This is a genomic window from Pseudomonas sp. LG1D9 (assembly GCF_002949995.1).
GTDB classification, from domain to species: Bacteria; Pseudomonadota; Gammaproteobacteria; order Pseudomonadales; family Pseudomonadaceae; genus Aquipseudomonas; species Aquipseudomonas proteolytica.
In genome coordinates, this window is record NZ_CP026881.1 from 1,481,548 (window position 1) to 1,495,497 (window position 13,950).

Annotated in this window: 11 protein-coding genes; 5 read left to right on the forward strand and 6 right to left on the reverse strand. The window is 64.0% G+C overall.

Going from position 1 to position 13,950, the window contains the following annotated elements; translation table 11 throughout:
• Positions 1-3: 3 nt before the first annotated feature.
• The 3 genes from C5F71_RS07140 to C5F71_RS07150 are packed head-to-tail and all read right to left on the reverse strand — an operon-like array spanning position 4 to position 3,900.
• The gene (locus C5F71_RS07140) at positions 4-204 is read right to left on the reverse strand and encodes a DUF1656 domain-containing protein (RefSeq protein ID WP_029297878.1); all 201 of its coding nucleotides are present in this window, start codon (positions 202-204) and stop codon (positions 4-6) included.
• Positions 194-2,377 (reverse strand): FUSC family protein, encoded by a 2,184-nt coding sequence (locus tag C5F71_RS07145; RefSeq protein ID WP_029297875.1) that lies wholly within the window; start codon positions 2,375-2,377, stop codon positions 194-196. The genes C5F71_RS07140 and C5F71_RS07145 overlap by 11 nt, the downstream gene beginning before the upstream one ends.
• A gap of 11 nt (positions 2,378-2,388) precedes the next feature.
• Entirely contained in the window at positions 2,389-3,900 is a 1,512-nt protein-coding gene (locus tag C5F71_RS07150; protein ID WP_104910883.1) for an efflux transporter outer membrane subunit, read from the reverse strand.
• 181 nt (positions 3,901-4,081) lie between these two features.
• On the opposite strand from C5F71_RS07150, the gene C5F71_RS07155 reads away from it, so the two are divergent.
• From C5F71_RS07155 to C5F71_RS07180, 5 genes are all read left to right on the forward strand, one after another.
• Positions 4,082-5,050, forward strand: coding sequence for a LysR family transcriptional regulator (locus C5F71_RS07155; protein WP_029297870.1), 969 nt, complete (start codon positions 4,082-4,084; stop codon positions 5,048-5,050).
• 205 nt (positions 5,051-5,255) lie between these two features.
• Complete coding sequence (locus tag C5F71_RS07165) at positions 5,256-6,230, forward strand: D-glycerate dehydrogenase (protein ID WP_104910885.1); 975 nt, start codon at positions 5,256-5,258, stop codon at positions 6,228-6,230.
• A 178-nt stretch (positions 6,231-6,408) separates the two neighbouring features.
• Positions 6,409-7,311, forward strand: coding sequence for a chemotaxis protein CheV (locus C5F71_RS07170; protein WP_070995629.1), 903 nt, complete (start codon positions 6,409-6,411; stop codon positions 7,309-7,311).
• The gene (locus C5F71_RS07175) at positions 7,312-7,794 is read left to right on the forward strand and encodes an N-acetyltransferase (RefSeq protein ID WP_104910886.1); all 483 of its coding nucleotides are present in this window, start codon (positions 7,312-7,314) and stop codon (positions 7,792-7,794) included.
• A 108-nt stretch (positions 7,795-7,902) separates the two neighbouring features.
• Complete coding sequence (locus C5F71_RS07180) at positions 7,903-8,646, forward strand: YkgJ family cysteine cluster protein (RefSeq protein WP_070995631.1); 744 nt, start codon at positions 7,903-7,905, stop codon at positions 8,644-8,646.
• A 2,032-nt stretch (positions 8,647-10,678) separates the two neighbouring features.
• On the opposite strand, the gene C5F71_RS07185 is transcribed toward C5F71_RS07180, so the two are convergent.
• The 3 genes from C5F71_RS07185 to C5F71_RS07195 form a co-directional block, all read right to left on the reverse strand.
• Positions 10,679-12,253 (reverse strand): PAS domain-containing methyl-accepting chemotaxis protein, encoded by a 1,575-nt coding sequence (locus C5F71_RS07185; protein WP_104910887.1) that lies wholly within the window; start codon positions 12,251-12,253, stop codon positions 10,679-10,681.
• Between the two features lie 96 nt (positions 12,254-12,349).
• The gene (locus C5F71_RS07190) at positions 12,350-13,561 is read right to left on the reverse strand and encodes a transporter substrate-binding domain-containing protein (protein ID WP_104910888.1); all 1,212 of its coding nucleotides are present in this window, start codon (positions 13,559-13,561) and stop codon (positions 12,350-12,352) included.
• 146 nt (positions 13,562-13,707) lie between these two features.
• Complete coding sequence (locus C5F71_RS07195) at positions 13,708-13,941, reverse strand: hypothetical protein (RefSeq protein ID WP_029297855.1); 234 nt, start codon at positions 13,939-13,941, stop codon at positions 13,708-13,710.
• Between the last annotated feature and the right edge of the window lie 9 nt (positions 13,942-13,950).

Here is a 13,950-nt window from a genome sequence, read left to right on the forward strand (position 1 = left end):
TTCTCAACGGTAGACGGTCAGCGCCATGGCGCCGAAAAGACAGGTGAACAGGCTCAGGCGCAGCAACGCCGGGTGCCAGAAAAAACGGTACAGGTCAAAGCCGGCCAGGAAGCGATCCAGGGCCCAGGCCAGTCCCGCAGCGATAAAAAACATCAGGGTCATGGTCGGCATGTAGATGCCATGGAAGGCGATTTCACGCGGCATGAACGGTTCCTTCAAGCTTGAGAGCAGCCAGGGGCGATTGCGGGTCCAGCAGGGACGTGCGGATAAAGTGCAGGTAGCTTTTGACGCGGCGCAGGGCCGAGGTATCGAAGTGCGGGGCGAAGGGTTCGTCGGTGGCCTGCACACGGCTGATGGCGTGGTCCACCGCAATCAAGGCGCGCTCAAGGTTGCTCTGGCTCGGTTGCAGGAACAGCCGCACCAGCGAACGCCCCATCACCCGGATCGCCTGGCGCCACGATTGGGACTCGGCATACGCCGGATGCACCGGCAGGATCGCCTGCTCTTTGCGCAATTCAATAATGGCGTGGCCGACTTCCAGCACCACGAACATCCAACGCAACAGGTTGCGTTGCACCTGCGGCTGGCCGGCGGCCAGGCCATAGGCCTGGTGCAGCAGGTCACGGGTGCGGCTTTCAAACCCCGAGGCCAGGCCCTTGAGCTTGCCGCTGATGGCATACACCACTTGCTCGCGCAGGTCGCGCTCCAGGCGGCGCCACAGCCAGGGGCTGTTGGGCGGCAGGATGATCGCCCCCGCCGCTGCGCACACCAGCATGCCGATGATCATGGCGATGTAGTCGTTGATAAAGGTGTAGGGGTTGTAGATCGTCAGGTTATCCGGCACCGAACCGGTGCTGAAGAAAATCAGCAGGCCCAGGCCGACCCCAGCGTATTGCGGGCGCGAGGACAGGAACGCGCCGAGCACGATCACTGGGGCGAGCATCACACAGAGCAAAGGGAACCCGTCGATCCAGGGAAACACGAAGAACATCTCGACGAACCCCACCAGGGCGCCGATCAAGGTGCCACAGGCCATTTGAAACGCCATGCGCTTGGGGTTCGGCGTGGCAGCCGACAGGCCGACGGTGGCCGCCGCGATCAGGGTCATGGTGGCGCCACTGGGCCAGGCGGTGGCCACCCAGTAACTGCCCAGCACCACCAGAATGAACGACGCGCGAATCCCCGACGCGGCGCAGGCCAGCCAGTTGGTTTTCGGCGTGTAGGCCTCATCCCAGTGCTCACGCGCGTGGCTGTGTTCGGCCAGGGAGGCGTGGGTCTGCGCGTAGTTGTGCAGGTCGTCGACAAAGCGGTACAGCAGCTCATAGGCGGTGTGGAAATCCAACTGCTCGGCATCGCTGGGGCTGCTCTGCTGGAACTGCGCCCGCAGGCTGCGGACCTTGGCGGGAAGGCTCTCTTTATAGGCCGTCAGTTGGCTGACCAGGCGCGTGGCATCGGGGCTGGTCAGGGCGCGCCCGCTGAAGCCATCGAGCAACTCGGCCAAGTCCTGCAGGCCGGGTTTGATTGCGGCCACCACATGGTCGGCAGCATCGCTGCGCAGGCGTTCAAGCAACTGGTGTAGGGCGTTGAAGCGCGTGGTGATGCCCATGAATTCGCTGTTCAAGCGGCTGAGCCGGCCATTGCGCCGACGCATATGCGGGTCTTCGAACACGGTGACACTGCGCAGCCCTTCAAGGCCCACGGCTTCGGCGATAAAGCGCACGTTGCTGCTTTCAAAACCTTCGCGCTGGCTGCGGCCACGCAAGCCGTCGGTAACGAACAGGGCGAAGGTGCCGAAACGCTGGTACAAGGCGTTGCGCATGGCCGCGCTGCTGGTCTGCGGGAGGATCGCGGCGCTGACCAGGGTCGCGCAGAGAATCCCCAGGGAGATTTCCAGCACCCGCCACACCGCCGCCATAAAGGCGCCGTCCGGGTGGGCCAGCGCCGGCAGGCCCACCATCGCCGCCGTGTAGCCCGCCAGTACAAAACCATAGGCGCGGAAGTTGCGGTTGCGCGTGGCACCGGCCGTGCACACGCCCACCCAGATCGCCAGCGCGCCCAAAAACAACTCAGTGTTCTGCGCAAACAGCGCGATCAACAACACCATCACCGCCGACCCCGCCAGGGTGCCGAGGAAGCGGTAGAAGCTCTTGGCAAACACCTGGCCGCTTTGCGGTTGCATCACGATAAACACGGTGATCATCGCGGTACGCGGTTGCGGCAATTCCAGGCGCATGGCCAGCCACAGGGTGAGGAACGCGGCGATCAGCACTTTGAAGATGTAGACCCAGGTCACGCCGTCACTGCGCGCCCAGTCGAAAAAGCCACGGCGCCATTCCAGGGAATGCAGCCAACGCAGCGGTGCAGGCAAGGGAGTCATGGGAAACCTGATCAGTGATCGAATACGGCCAACGCCGCCGGGGTCTTGCTCGCGAGGGTGGTGCCTGCTGCCGGCGCATCGTTGCCCGCGCCCAGGCCGCCGCCCAGGGCAGTGACCAGTTCGGCATGGGCACTCAGGCGCGCGGCCTGGACCTGTTGCTGGACCTGTTGCTGGCGAAACAGCAAGGTCTGGGCATTGAGTACATTGAGGTAATCGGTCAGGCCGCGCTGGTAGGCGATCATCGCGATGTCATAGGTTTTCTGCGCCGAGGCCACCGATTCGGCGGCGAAGGTCTGCTGCTTGGCCATGGACTCACGGCGGATCAGTTGGTCGCTGATGCCCTTGAGCGCATTGACCAGGGTCTGGTTGTAGCGGGCCACGGCAATGTCGTAGCCGGCGCTGGCTTCGCCCAATTGCGCGCGCAGGCGGCCACCGTCGAAGATCGGCAGGGTGATCGCCGGGCCGACGCTGTAGTTGAGCTTCTTGCCGGTGAGGAATTCCAGCATGCCGCCACCGGTAGCGACGTAGCCGAGGCTGCCCACCAGGTCGACATTGGGGTAGAAACCGGCGTGGGCCACGTCGATGCCCCGGGCCTGGGCCGCCACTTGCCAGCGGCTGGCGACCACATCCGGACGCTGGCCGAGCAGTTGCGCGGGCAGTGCCGATGGCAATTTCAGGGGCGCAGCGAGGGCCAGGGTCGGCCGCTGCAATCTCGCGCCCTCCCCCGGGCCCTTGCCGGCCAAGGCCGCCAGTTGGTTGCGGGTCAGGGCGATTTCTTCGTCGAGGGCGTCCAGTTGCCGATGGGTTTCGGGCAATGGGGTCTGGGCCTGGCTGACTTCAAAGTGCGTGCCGATGCCGCCATCCAGGCGCTTTTGCGCCAGGTCGAGGATCTGCTGTTGCTGGGCCAGGGTCGCGGCGACGATATCGCGCTGGGCGTAATGCAGCGACAGTTGGATGTAGGCGCGTACCACGTTGTTCTGCAGCTCCAACTGGGCCTGGCGCGCCTGGGCGACGCTCATATGGGCCAGGTCGAGCGCGCGCTCAGTGGCGTTGCGCTCACGCCCCCACAGGTCGAGGGCGTAGCTCAGGCCCAGGGCGGCGTTGTTGTCCCAGGTCGTGGAGTTGTCCAGTTTTCCAGGGCCGTAGAACTGATCGCTCGGCCAGTTGTGGCGCTTGAGCGTGGCATCCCCATTGATCTGCACAGCCTCGGCAGACTCGGCCAGCCCAGCCATGGCCCGCGCTTCACGTACCCGGGCGGCGGCTTCGGCCATGCTTGGGCTGCCTTGAACGGCGAGGTCGACCCAAGCATTGAGTTGCGGATCGCCGTAGGCTTGCCACCACTGGGTGGTCGGCCAACGGGCATCCCGGGCGGCGCTCTGGATTGCGTCGTCGGTGGCCAGGTTATTGGCGGCGAGGCTCTTGCCTTGGGGGGCAATTCCACCGGTTCCGATGCAGCCGCTGATTGCTAACGATAAAGCCCAAACACTGAGAGTCTTCAGCTCTCTGCTGATGCGACGCGGCACTGCTGCGAATTCCTGAGGTGGTGTTGCGGGGACGGTGCGGCAATTCTAGGGGGCGCGAGGAATGGCGATAAGGTGGGATTCCTGTGAATCTTTGTTACCGTTCAGGCGATAATCCATTGGTCGGGGTCACTCGCCCCCGTAACTTCGTGTCACAATTTGCCATCTCCCTTGAGAGCACCCCATGGACACTTTGCAAAACATGCGCGCCTTCAGTTGTGTCGCCGAAGCCGGCAGCTTCACCGCCGCCGCGGTGCAACTGGACACCACCACAGCCAACGTCTCGCGCGCGGTCTCCAATCTGGAGGCCCATCTGCAAACCCGCTTGCTCAACCGCACCACCCGCCGCATCGCCCTGACCGAGGCCGGCAAGCGCTATTTATTGCGTTGCGAGCAAATCCTGGCCTATGTCGAGGAAGCCGAAGCCGAGGCCAGCGACGCCCATGCGCGCCCCGCCGGGCAGCTCAAAGTGCATACCATGACCGGCATCGGCCAGCATTTCGTGATCGATGCGATTGCCCGCTACCGCCGCACTCACCCCGATGTGACCTTCGATCTGACCCTGGCCAACCGCGTGCCGGACCTGCTCGACGAGGGCTACGACGTGTCCATCGTGCTCGCCAGCGAGTTGCCGGATTCGGGGTTTGTGTCCCAGCGCCTGGGGATCACCTACAGCATCGTCTGTGCCTCGCCGGCCTACGTCAAAGCCAACGGCTGCGCGCAGCGGCCCAGTGATTTGCTCAACCATGCGTGCCTGCGCCTGGTCAGCCCGGTGATCCAATTGGACAAATGGGTGTTCAACGGCCCCGATGGCCAGGAAAGCGTGAGCATCAACAGTTCGCCATTTTTGGTGAACTCCGCCGACGCGATGAAGACCGCGATCATCAGCGGCATGGGCGTTGGCCTGCTGCCGGTCTACGCGGCCATCGAAGGCCTGCGCAATGGCACCCTGGTGCGGATGATGCCGACTTACCGCTCCCAGGAACTGAACCTGTACGCCATCTACCCGTCGCGCCAGTACCTGGATGCGAAGATCAAGACCTGGGTGGAATACCTGCGTGGCTCACTGCCAGAGATCCTGGCGGCGCACCAGGCGGAACTGGCGGCGTATGAGTTAAGCGGCAGTTTGGGAGCGGTGCGCCTTACCACCTGATTTGGAACACGGCCCCCAAATATAGAAAATCCCCTGTAGGAGCGGGCTTGCCCGCGATAGCGGTGTATCAGTGCCAGATGTAATGCCTGACACACCGCCATCGCGGGCAAGCCCGCTCCCACATTGGTGATGCGGTGTCCTGACAAGTGGGTGCAGGAATGTTAGCTTGCTTGGCATTCTTCCCTGTCGATGAGCCCCACTTGCGATGAAAAAGACTGTCCTCGCCTTCAGCCGTGTCACCCCCCAGATGATCGAACGCCTGCAACAGGACTTCGAGGTCATCGTCCCCAACCCCAAGCAAGGCGATATCAACGCGCAGTTCAATGAAGCGCTGCCCCACGCCCACGGTTTGATCGGGGTGGGCCGCAAGCTGGGCCGGGCGCAGCTCGAAGGTGCGGGCAAGCTTGAGGTGGTGTCCAGCGTCTCGGTGGGTTATGACAACTACGACGTGGACTACTTCAACGAACGCGGGATCATGCTCACCAATACCCCCGATGTGTTGACCGAAAGCACCGCCGACCTGGCCTTCGCCCTGTTGATGAGCAGCGCCCGCCGTGTGGCCGAACTGGATGCGTGGACCAAGGCCGGGCAGTGGAAGGCCAGCGTCGGCGCGCCGTTGTTCGGCTGTGATGTGCACGGCAAGACCCTGGGCATCGTCGGCATGGGCAATATCGGCGCAGCCATCGCCCGCCGTGGGCGCCTGGGCTTCAATATGCCGATCCTCTACAGCGGCAACAGCCGCAAGACCGCAGTGGAACAGGAACTGGGTGCGCAGTTTCGTAGCCTGGACCAGTTGCTGGCCGAGGCGGATTTTGTGTGCCTGGTGGTGCCCTTGAGTGAAAAGACCAAGCACCTGATCAGCCATCGCGAGTTGGGCCTGATGAAACCCAGTGCGATCCTGGTGAATATCTCCCGGGGCCCTGTGGTGGACGAGCCGGCACTGATCGAGGCCCTGCAAACCCAGCGCATTCGCGGCGCCGGGCTGGATGTGTATGAGCGCGAGCCCCTGGCTGAGTCGCCGCTGTTCCAACTGAGCAATGCCGTGACCTTGCCGCATATCGGTTCGGCCACCCATGAAACCCGCGAAGCCATGGCCAACCGTGCCCTGGATAACCTGCGCAGCGCCCTGTTGGGCCAACGCCCGCAGGATCTGGTGAATCCGCAAGTCTGGAAAGGCTAAGACACAACCCACTGTAGGAGCGAGCTTGCTCGCGAAAAACATTAACGATAACGCGTCTATCCTGAATAAACGCGGCGCCCTCGGTTTTTTCGCGAGCAGGCTCGCTCCTACAGTTTTTTGGGCCAGCGTCGATAACCTGCCATAGAAGATTGTTATCGCTGATCCACAGAAGGTTTTTATGTCCACCACCAAAGCCCGCGCAGATTCACTCTCGCTTCTGCTCTTTACCTTGCGCAGCGGCAAGCTGATGGCCATCAACCTGCTGAAAGTCAGCGAAATCATTGCCTGCCCGCCGCTCACCAAGCTGCCGGAGTCCCATCCCCACGTCAAAGGCATCGCGACCCTGCGTGGCGCGGCCCTGTCGGTGATCGACCTCAGCCGTGCACTGGGCGAAATGCCCCTGAAAGACCCCGACGGCGGCTGCCTGATTGTTACCGATGTCAGCCGGTCCAAGCAGGGCCTGCACGTGCAGGCGGTGAGCCGGATCGTGCATTGCCTGACCACTGACATCCGTCCGCCACCCTTCGGCTCCGGCGGCACGCGCTCGTTTATCACCGGCGTGACCCAGGTGGACGGCGTGCTGGTGCAAGTGCTGGACATCGAAAAAGTCATCCACGCCATTGCCCCCGCGCAAATCGAAGTCGCGCCCACCGACCTGACCATGGAAGAAGCCGAAGTGCTCGGCAATGCGCGCATCCTGGTGGTGGACGACAGCCAGGTGGCCCTGCAGCAATCGGTGCACACCCTGCGCAACCTCGGCCTGACCTGCCACACCGCACGCAGTGCCAAGGAAGCCATTGATGTGCTGCTGGAGCTGCAAGGCAGCGCCGGGCAGATCAATGTGGTGGTATCTGACATCGAAATGTCGGAAATGGACGGTTACGCCCTCACCCGTACCCTGCGTGAAACCCCGGACTTCCAGGACCTCTACGTGCTGCTGCACACCTCCCTGGACAGCGCGATGAACAGCGAAAAAGCGCGCTTGGCCGGGGCCGACTCGGTGCTGACCAAGTTCTCCTCACCCGAGCTGACCAAATGCCTGGTGGTCGCGGCCCAGACCGTGGCGCAAAAAGGCCTGTAAGTGACAGCGTATTACCAACTGCTGCGCCGCGACCTCACCAAGAGCCTGCCCGCGCCGCAGTGGCCAGCCGACACCCGTCTGGACCATTACCGCGATGAGCTCGCCCCGGCGATCCATGCGGTGTTACGCATGACCCAGGCCCAGGGCGGCGGCTACGTGCCCAACCTGAAGACCTGGCAGCAGCAATTCATCACCGATGCGGAATTTGACCCCACGCTGTGCCTGGTGGCGAGTAATGCCGACGGTATTCTTGGCGTGGCCCAATGTTGGACCAGTGCGTTTATCAAGCATCTGTGCATCCACCCTTGCGCCCAGGGCCAGGGCCTGGGGCGCGCCTTGCTGCTACATAGCTTCCAGGTGTTCAAGCAGCGCGGCGAACCCTACGTGGACCTCAAGGTGCTGGAAAGCAATCAGCGCGCACGCCAACTGTATGAGAGCGCCGGCATGGTCTTGGTGCTGCGTGACGTGGTCAGCGAAGACTGAGCGGCACTGGCGCATAACTTGCTTCCAGAGTCTGCGAGCGGCGGATAGAGGTAAAAACCCGTCACCGCTCAAGAGAGCCCTCTGACCTGGCCTGGTAGCAGATCCTCCATGAATACCCATTTTTCCTGCGTTGGTTGCGGCAAATGCTGCACCGACCATCATGTCCCCCTGACCCTCGACGAAGCCCGCCAGTGGGCGGCAGATGGCGGCAATGTCATCGTGCTGGTGGAAGGCTTCCTGGGCAATGGCCTGGGCCTGCCTCTGCAACAGCGCGAGCATGCCGAACGGCGTTCAGTGGTGGTGCCCAGCGGTAATACCCAGGCGTTCGTGGCAATCACCTTTGCCGCCTACAACGCCGGGCGCTGCCGGAATCTTGACGAAGACAACCGTTGCGGCATCTATGAGCGCAGGCCGCTGGTCTGTCGCATCTACCCGATGGAGATCAACCCGCATATCCCTCTGAACCCGGCCGCCAAGGATTGCCCGCCGCAATCCTGGGAACAAGGCCCGGCGCTGATCGTCGGCGGTGAACTGATGGACCGGGAACTGGCAGACCTGATCCGCCGCTCGCGCCAGGCCGACCGTGACGATGTGCAGACCAAGGAGGCGGTGTGCGCCCTGCTGGGGATTCGGACCACGGCGCTCAAGGGCGATGGGTTTACCGCATACCTGCCGGACATGGGCGCCTTTGCCCAGGCCATTGAATTGGCCGCGACCCAGCCAGCCGGGGCCAATGAATGGGTGTTCCATGTCTCCGGGATGGACATTGCCGAGCAGTTGCTGGACGCCGGGGCGCAGATCGCCACCGAAGTGCCGGCCAACTACGCGTTCATCTCCCTGCGCGCTGCCTGAGGGCCGTCAGAGGCGTAAGCCTGTCGCTGTGTCGGGCACGCTTGTAGTGGCGAGCGGGCTTGTCGTGGCGAGCGGGCTTGCCCCGCGCTGGGCTGCGTAGCAGCCCCACCCCAGGCACCGCAGTTGTTTCAGACATACCGAGCCAGCAGGTTTTGGGGCGGCTTCGCCACCCAGCGCGGGGCAAGCCCGCTCGCCACAGGGAGGGCGGCGGCAGGTCGGGAGTTTGGGGAGGGCTGCAGCGCAGCAGTTTTCTTGGACTGCAGATTTCTTGCGGCGAGCGCGCTTGTAGTGGCGAGCGGGCTTGCCCCGCGCTGGGCTGCGTAGCAGCCCCACCCCAGGCACCGCAGTTGTTTCAGACATACCGAGCCAGCAGGTTTTGGGGCGGCTTCGCCACCCAGCGCGGGGCAAGCCCGCTCGCCACTGGGAGGGCGGCGGCAGGTCGGGAGTTTGGGGGGCTGCAGCGCAGCAGTTTTCTTGGACTGTAGATTTCTTGCGGCCAGCGCGCTTGTGGTGGCGAGCGGGCTTGCCCCGCGCTGGGCTGCGGAGCAGCCCCACCCCAGGCACCGCAGTTGTTTCAGACATACCGAGCCAGCAGGTTTTGGGGCGGCTTCGCCACCCAGCGCGGGGCAAGCCCGCTCGCCACTGGGAGGGCGGCGGCAGGTCGGGAGTTTGGGGGCGGCTGCAGCGCAGCAGTTTTCTTGGACTGTAGATTTCTTGCGGCCAGCGCGCTTGTGGTGGCGAGCGGGCTTGCCCCGCGCTGGGCTGCGTAGCAGCCCCACCCCAGGCACCGCAGTTGTTTCAGACATACCGAGCCAGCAGGTTTTGGGGCGGCTTCGCCACCCAGCGCGGGGCAAGCCCGCTCGCCACAGGGAGGGCGGCGGCAGGTCGGAAGTTTGGGGGCGGCTGCAGCGCAGCAGTTTTCTTGGACTGTAGATTTCTTGCGGCCAGCGCGCTTGTGGTGGCGAGCGGGCTTGCCCCGCGCTGGGCTGCGGAGCAGCCCCACTCCAGGCACCGCAGTTGTTTCAGACATACCGAGCCAACAGGTTTTGGGGCGGCTTCGCCACCCAGCGCGGGGCAAGCCCGCTCGCCACGACAAGCCCGCTCGCCACTGGGAGGGCGGCGGCAGGTCGGGAGTTTGGGGGGCTGCAGCACAGTAGTTTTCTTGGACTGTAGATTTCTTGCGGCCAGCGCGCTTGTGGTGGCGAGCGGGCTTGCCCCGCGCTGGGCTGCGGAGCAGCCCCACCCCAGGCACCGCAGTTGTTTCAGACATACCGAGCCAGCAGGTTTTGGGGCGGCTTCGCCACCCAGCGCGGGGCAAGCCCGCTCGCCACAGGGAGGGCGGCGGCAGGTCGGGAGTTTGGGGGCGGCTGCAGCGCAGCAGTTTTCTTGGACTGTAGATTTCTTGCGGCCAGCGCGCTTGTGGTGGCGAGCGGGCTTGCCCCGCGCTGGGCTGCGTAGCAGCCCCACCCCAGGCACCGCAGTTGTTTCAGACATACCGAGCCAGCAGGTTTTGGGGCGGCTTCGCCACCCAGCGCGGGACAAGCCCGCTCGCCACTGGGAGGGCGGCGGCAGGTCGGGAGTTTGGGGAGGGCTGCAGCGCAGCAGTTTTCTTGGACTGCAGATTTCTTGCGGCGAGCGCGCTTGTAGTGGCGAGCGGGCTTGCCCCGCGCTGGGCTGCGTAGCAGCCCCACCCCAGACACCGCAGTTGTTTCAGACATACCGAGCCAGCAGGTTTTGGGGCGGCTTCGCCACCCAGCGCGGGACAAGCCCGCTCGCCACAGGGAGGGCGGCGGCAGGTCGGGAGTTTGGGGGGCTGCAGCACAGTAGTTTTCTTGGACTGTAGATTTCTTGCGGCGAGCGCGCTTGTAGTGGCGAGCGGGCTTGCCCCGCGCTGGGCTGCGGAGCAGCCCCACCCCAGGCACCGCAGTTGTTTCAGACATACCGAGCCAGCAGGTTTTGGGGCGGCTTCGCCACCCAGCGCGGGGCAAGCCCGCTCGCCACGACAAGCGCGCTCGCTCGTCACTGCCGCAGGTTAGCGGCGTTTGCCCCAGAACTCTTCTGCCAAACGCCGCAGGTCTTCCGCTAGCGCGGCGACGTCGCCCGAGCTGAGCTGGCTCTGTTGGCCGGCGCTGACGGTCGCCTCGCCCGCATTGCGGATGCCGACGATATTGCGATTGATGTCCTCGCTCACCGCGCTCTGTTCTTCCACCGCCGCCGCAATCTGCACACTCATGGCCGTGATCTGGTTGACCCGCTGGCTGATGCCATCCAGGGCCGACGCGGCGCGCTGGGCATGGTCGACGCTGACTTCGACATGCTGGCTGCTTTGCTCCATGGCCATCACCGCATCACGGGCGCCGCCCTGCAAGGTGCTGATCATGCGTTGGATTTCATTGGTGGATTGCTGGGTACGTTGCGCCAGGCCGCGCACTTCGTCGGCCACCACCGCAAAGCCACGGCCCTGCTCGCCAGCCCGCGCCGCCTCGATGGCCGCGTTGAGGGCCAGCAGGTTGGTCTGTTCGGCAATCGCCCGGATCACTTCCAGTACGCTGGAGATATCCCCGCTGTGGCTTTCCAGTTGATGGATCACGGTGGTGGCCCTGGCCAGTTCCTGGGACAGGCGCAGCACCGCATCGCGGCTTTCGTCCACGCGCAGATGGCCTTCACGGGTCTCGCTGCCGGCCAGGTCTGCCGCTTTCGAGGCTTGTTGGGCGTGGCTGGCAACTTGCGCCACACTGGCCGCCATCTGCTGGATGGCGGTCGCCACCTGGTCGGTCTGGCTCTGCTGGCCCAGGGTGCTGGTGTGGCTGCTGTCCAGTTGCTGGACCAGGGCGGCGGCGTGCCCGGATAAACGCTGCGAGGCATCGCCAATCCGACCCACCACCGCGCCCGCCTGGGCTTCGAGCATTTGCATGGCAAATTCGATTTGCCCCAGCTCGTCCGCGCGCCCGGTGTAGATCGCCTGGCTGACGGGGTTATCGGCAATCTGCCGCGCCCGCTCGCTCAATTGCCTCAGGGGCCGCAACAACAGATTGATGCCCAGCACGCCAACCGCGCCCACTGCCGCCAGGCCCAGCACTTGCAACGCCCATGAATAACTGGCCAGCCCGGTCCCCACGCCCCAGGTCAGCGCGCACGTCGCCCCAGTGACCAGCGACAACTTCATCGGCATCTCCAGCACCGGCCGCATGCGCCGGGAGCCTGCGCGCAAACGCACATAGGCGCGCTCTGCCGCTCTCACTCGGCGTGCGTCGGGCTTGGTGCGCACCGACTGGTATTCCACCGTCACCCCGTCGCGGGTGACCGGCGAGGCATAGGCGCTGACCCAGTAGTGATCACCGTTCTTGCAGCGATTCTTCACCATGCCCATCCACGAGCGGCCACTTTTGAGGGTCTGCCACATATGGGCAAACGCCGCCGACGGCATGTCTGGATGGCGTAGCAGATTATGTGGCGCGCCCTGCAGTTCCTCACGGCTGTAGCCACTGATGTCGATAAAGTCCTGGTTGGCGTAGGTAATCGAACTACCTAGGTCAGTGGTCGAGAGGATGTTGGCGTCTTGGGCAATGTCCACACTTCGACCCGTGACCGGGAGATTGATCTTCATGGAAAGCGCGCTCGGGGTTGTTGAGGGAGTCGGCAGGGGCACCGACTCTAAGCGCACCGGTTGAGCAAATACTGATCCAGCTCATGTTCCACGCATTTAGTTACCCGCTGCCCCCGTCAACGATCCGGGAGGGTCGCCGACCACGGCCACGCATTCGATCGCCACCCGTGCGCCGCGCGGCAGCCGGCGCACGGCAAGCACACTGCGGGCGGGCAGTCGGCCTTGGGCGAAGTAGCCCAGGTACACGTCGTTGACCAGCTTCAGGTCCTCCAGCTCGACCAGCATCAAGGTGCACTTGACCACGCGGTCCAGCGACGACTCATGACGCACCAATAGTTCGTGCAGCGTATTCATCAGCTGTTTCATCTGCGCGCCCGTACCGCCCTTCACCAGGTTGAGGTTGGCATCCACCCCGGCAATGCTGGAGGTGTACAGCGTATTACCGACCCGCACGGCCTCGGAAAACGGCAGCTTCGGGTCAGCGGGGTAAAACTGCGGCCCGAGCGGGTCCTGAGCATTGGCGGCGTCGTGTGCCTCCTGTGGATAACCCTGGAGAATGCGCTGGTACTCGCCGCTCTGCCTGAGCTGCTCCAGTGCGCGGTTCAGCTCACTGCGCAACTCGGGGTCGGACTTGCGCACGCCGATGGCCACGGCAGTGCCCATCTGCTGGCCGGCCACCGGCGGGCCGACGAAGTCAAAAGCCCGGCCCTGTTCGGTGTCGAGCAACTCCTGGCGGATTTCTGCGGTGCCTTGCAGCGTCGCGTCGATATCGCCGGCGACCAGGCTGCGGATCAACTGGTCGTTAAGCCAGAAGCTCTTGATAATCACCCCGGCCGGCGCCCATTGCGCCAGGGCGAAGGCTTCACGGTTACTGCCGGCCAGCACCCCGACGCGCTTGCCCTTGAGCGCACGCACGGTCGGCAGCAGCCCGGAGTACTTGCGGGCCACCAGGTGGGTGGTGAAGGGATAGAGGTCGTCGGTGAAGTCGATCAGTTGCCGACGCTGGGGGGTGGATGCCATGCCCATGATCGCATCGAAACGCCGGCGTTCCAGGGCATCAATGCTGTGGGAAAATACCTGGTCGACCCAGGTGCAGCGCACATCGAGCTGGGCACACAGGGCATTGCCCAGTTCGATGTTCAAGCCCACCAATCGCCCTTGGGCATTGCGGCTTTCGTAGGGCGGGAACTGCGGGGAGATCGCGAAGCGGATCTCGCTGCGCGGCGCAGTGCCGGCCACCGCCCCCATAAAAAAGCCGCCCGACAGCAGCAGCCCAACGGATAACACGAAGATCTTTGCCAAAGCCATGCAGACATCCCTTTCCTGAAAGACCCACACCCTCAACCCAAACTGCTGCCAATCAGGCGCGGCGAAGGGGTATCAGGCAAGCTTTCAAGAAAAGGTCGTGGACCGACAAGACGAAAAGTCAGCAATGGCTGTAGGCACAACTGCCGTCAGCGTTTACCCATCGAGCGGCGGGTGCCTGGCGGCGCCATACCAGGGGTTTTGGTGTGGCCGTTCTTCGCGCCGTTTTTGTACCACGGCTGATTGCTGTCTTTCGCCCCGGCCAGTTCACCCGGTTTGAAGGGGAATTTGAAGGCCGGGATCACCGGCTTGGCCTCACTGTCGAGGCTGTCTGGATCAGCGAGTTCGGCGCTTTCAACAGGCGGTTGTGTCGGGCAATTCATGGAAGCTCC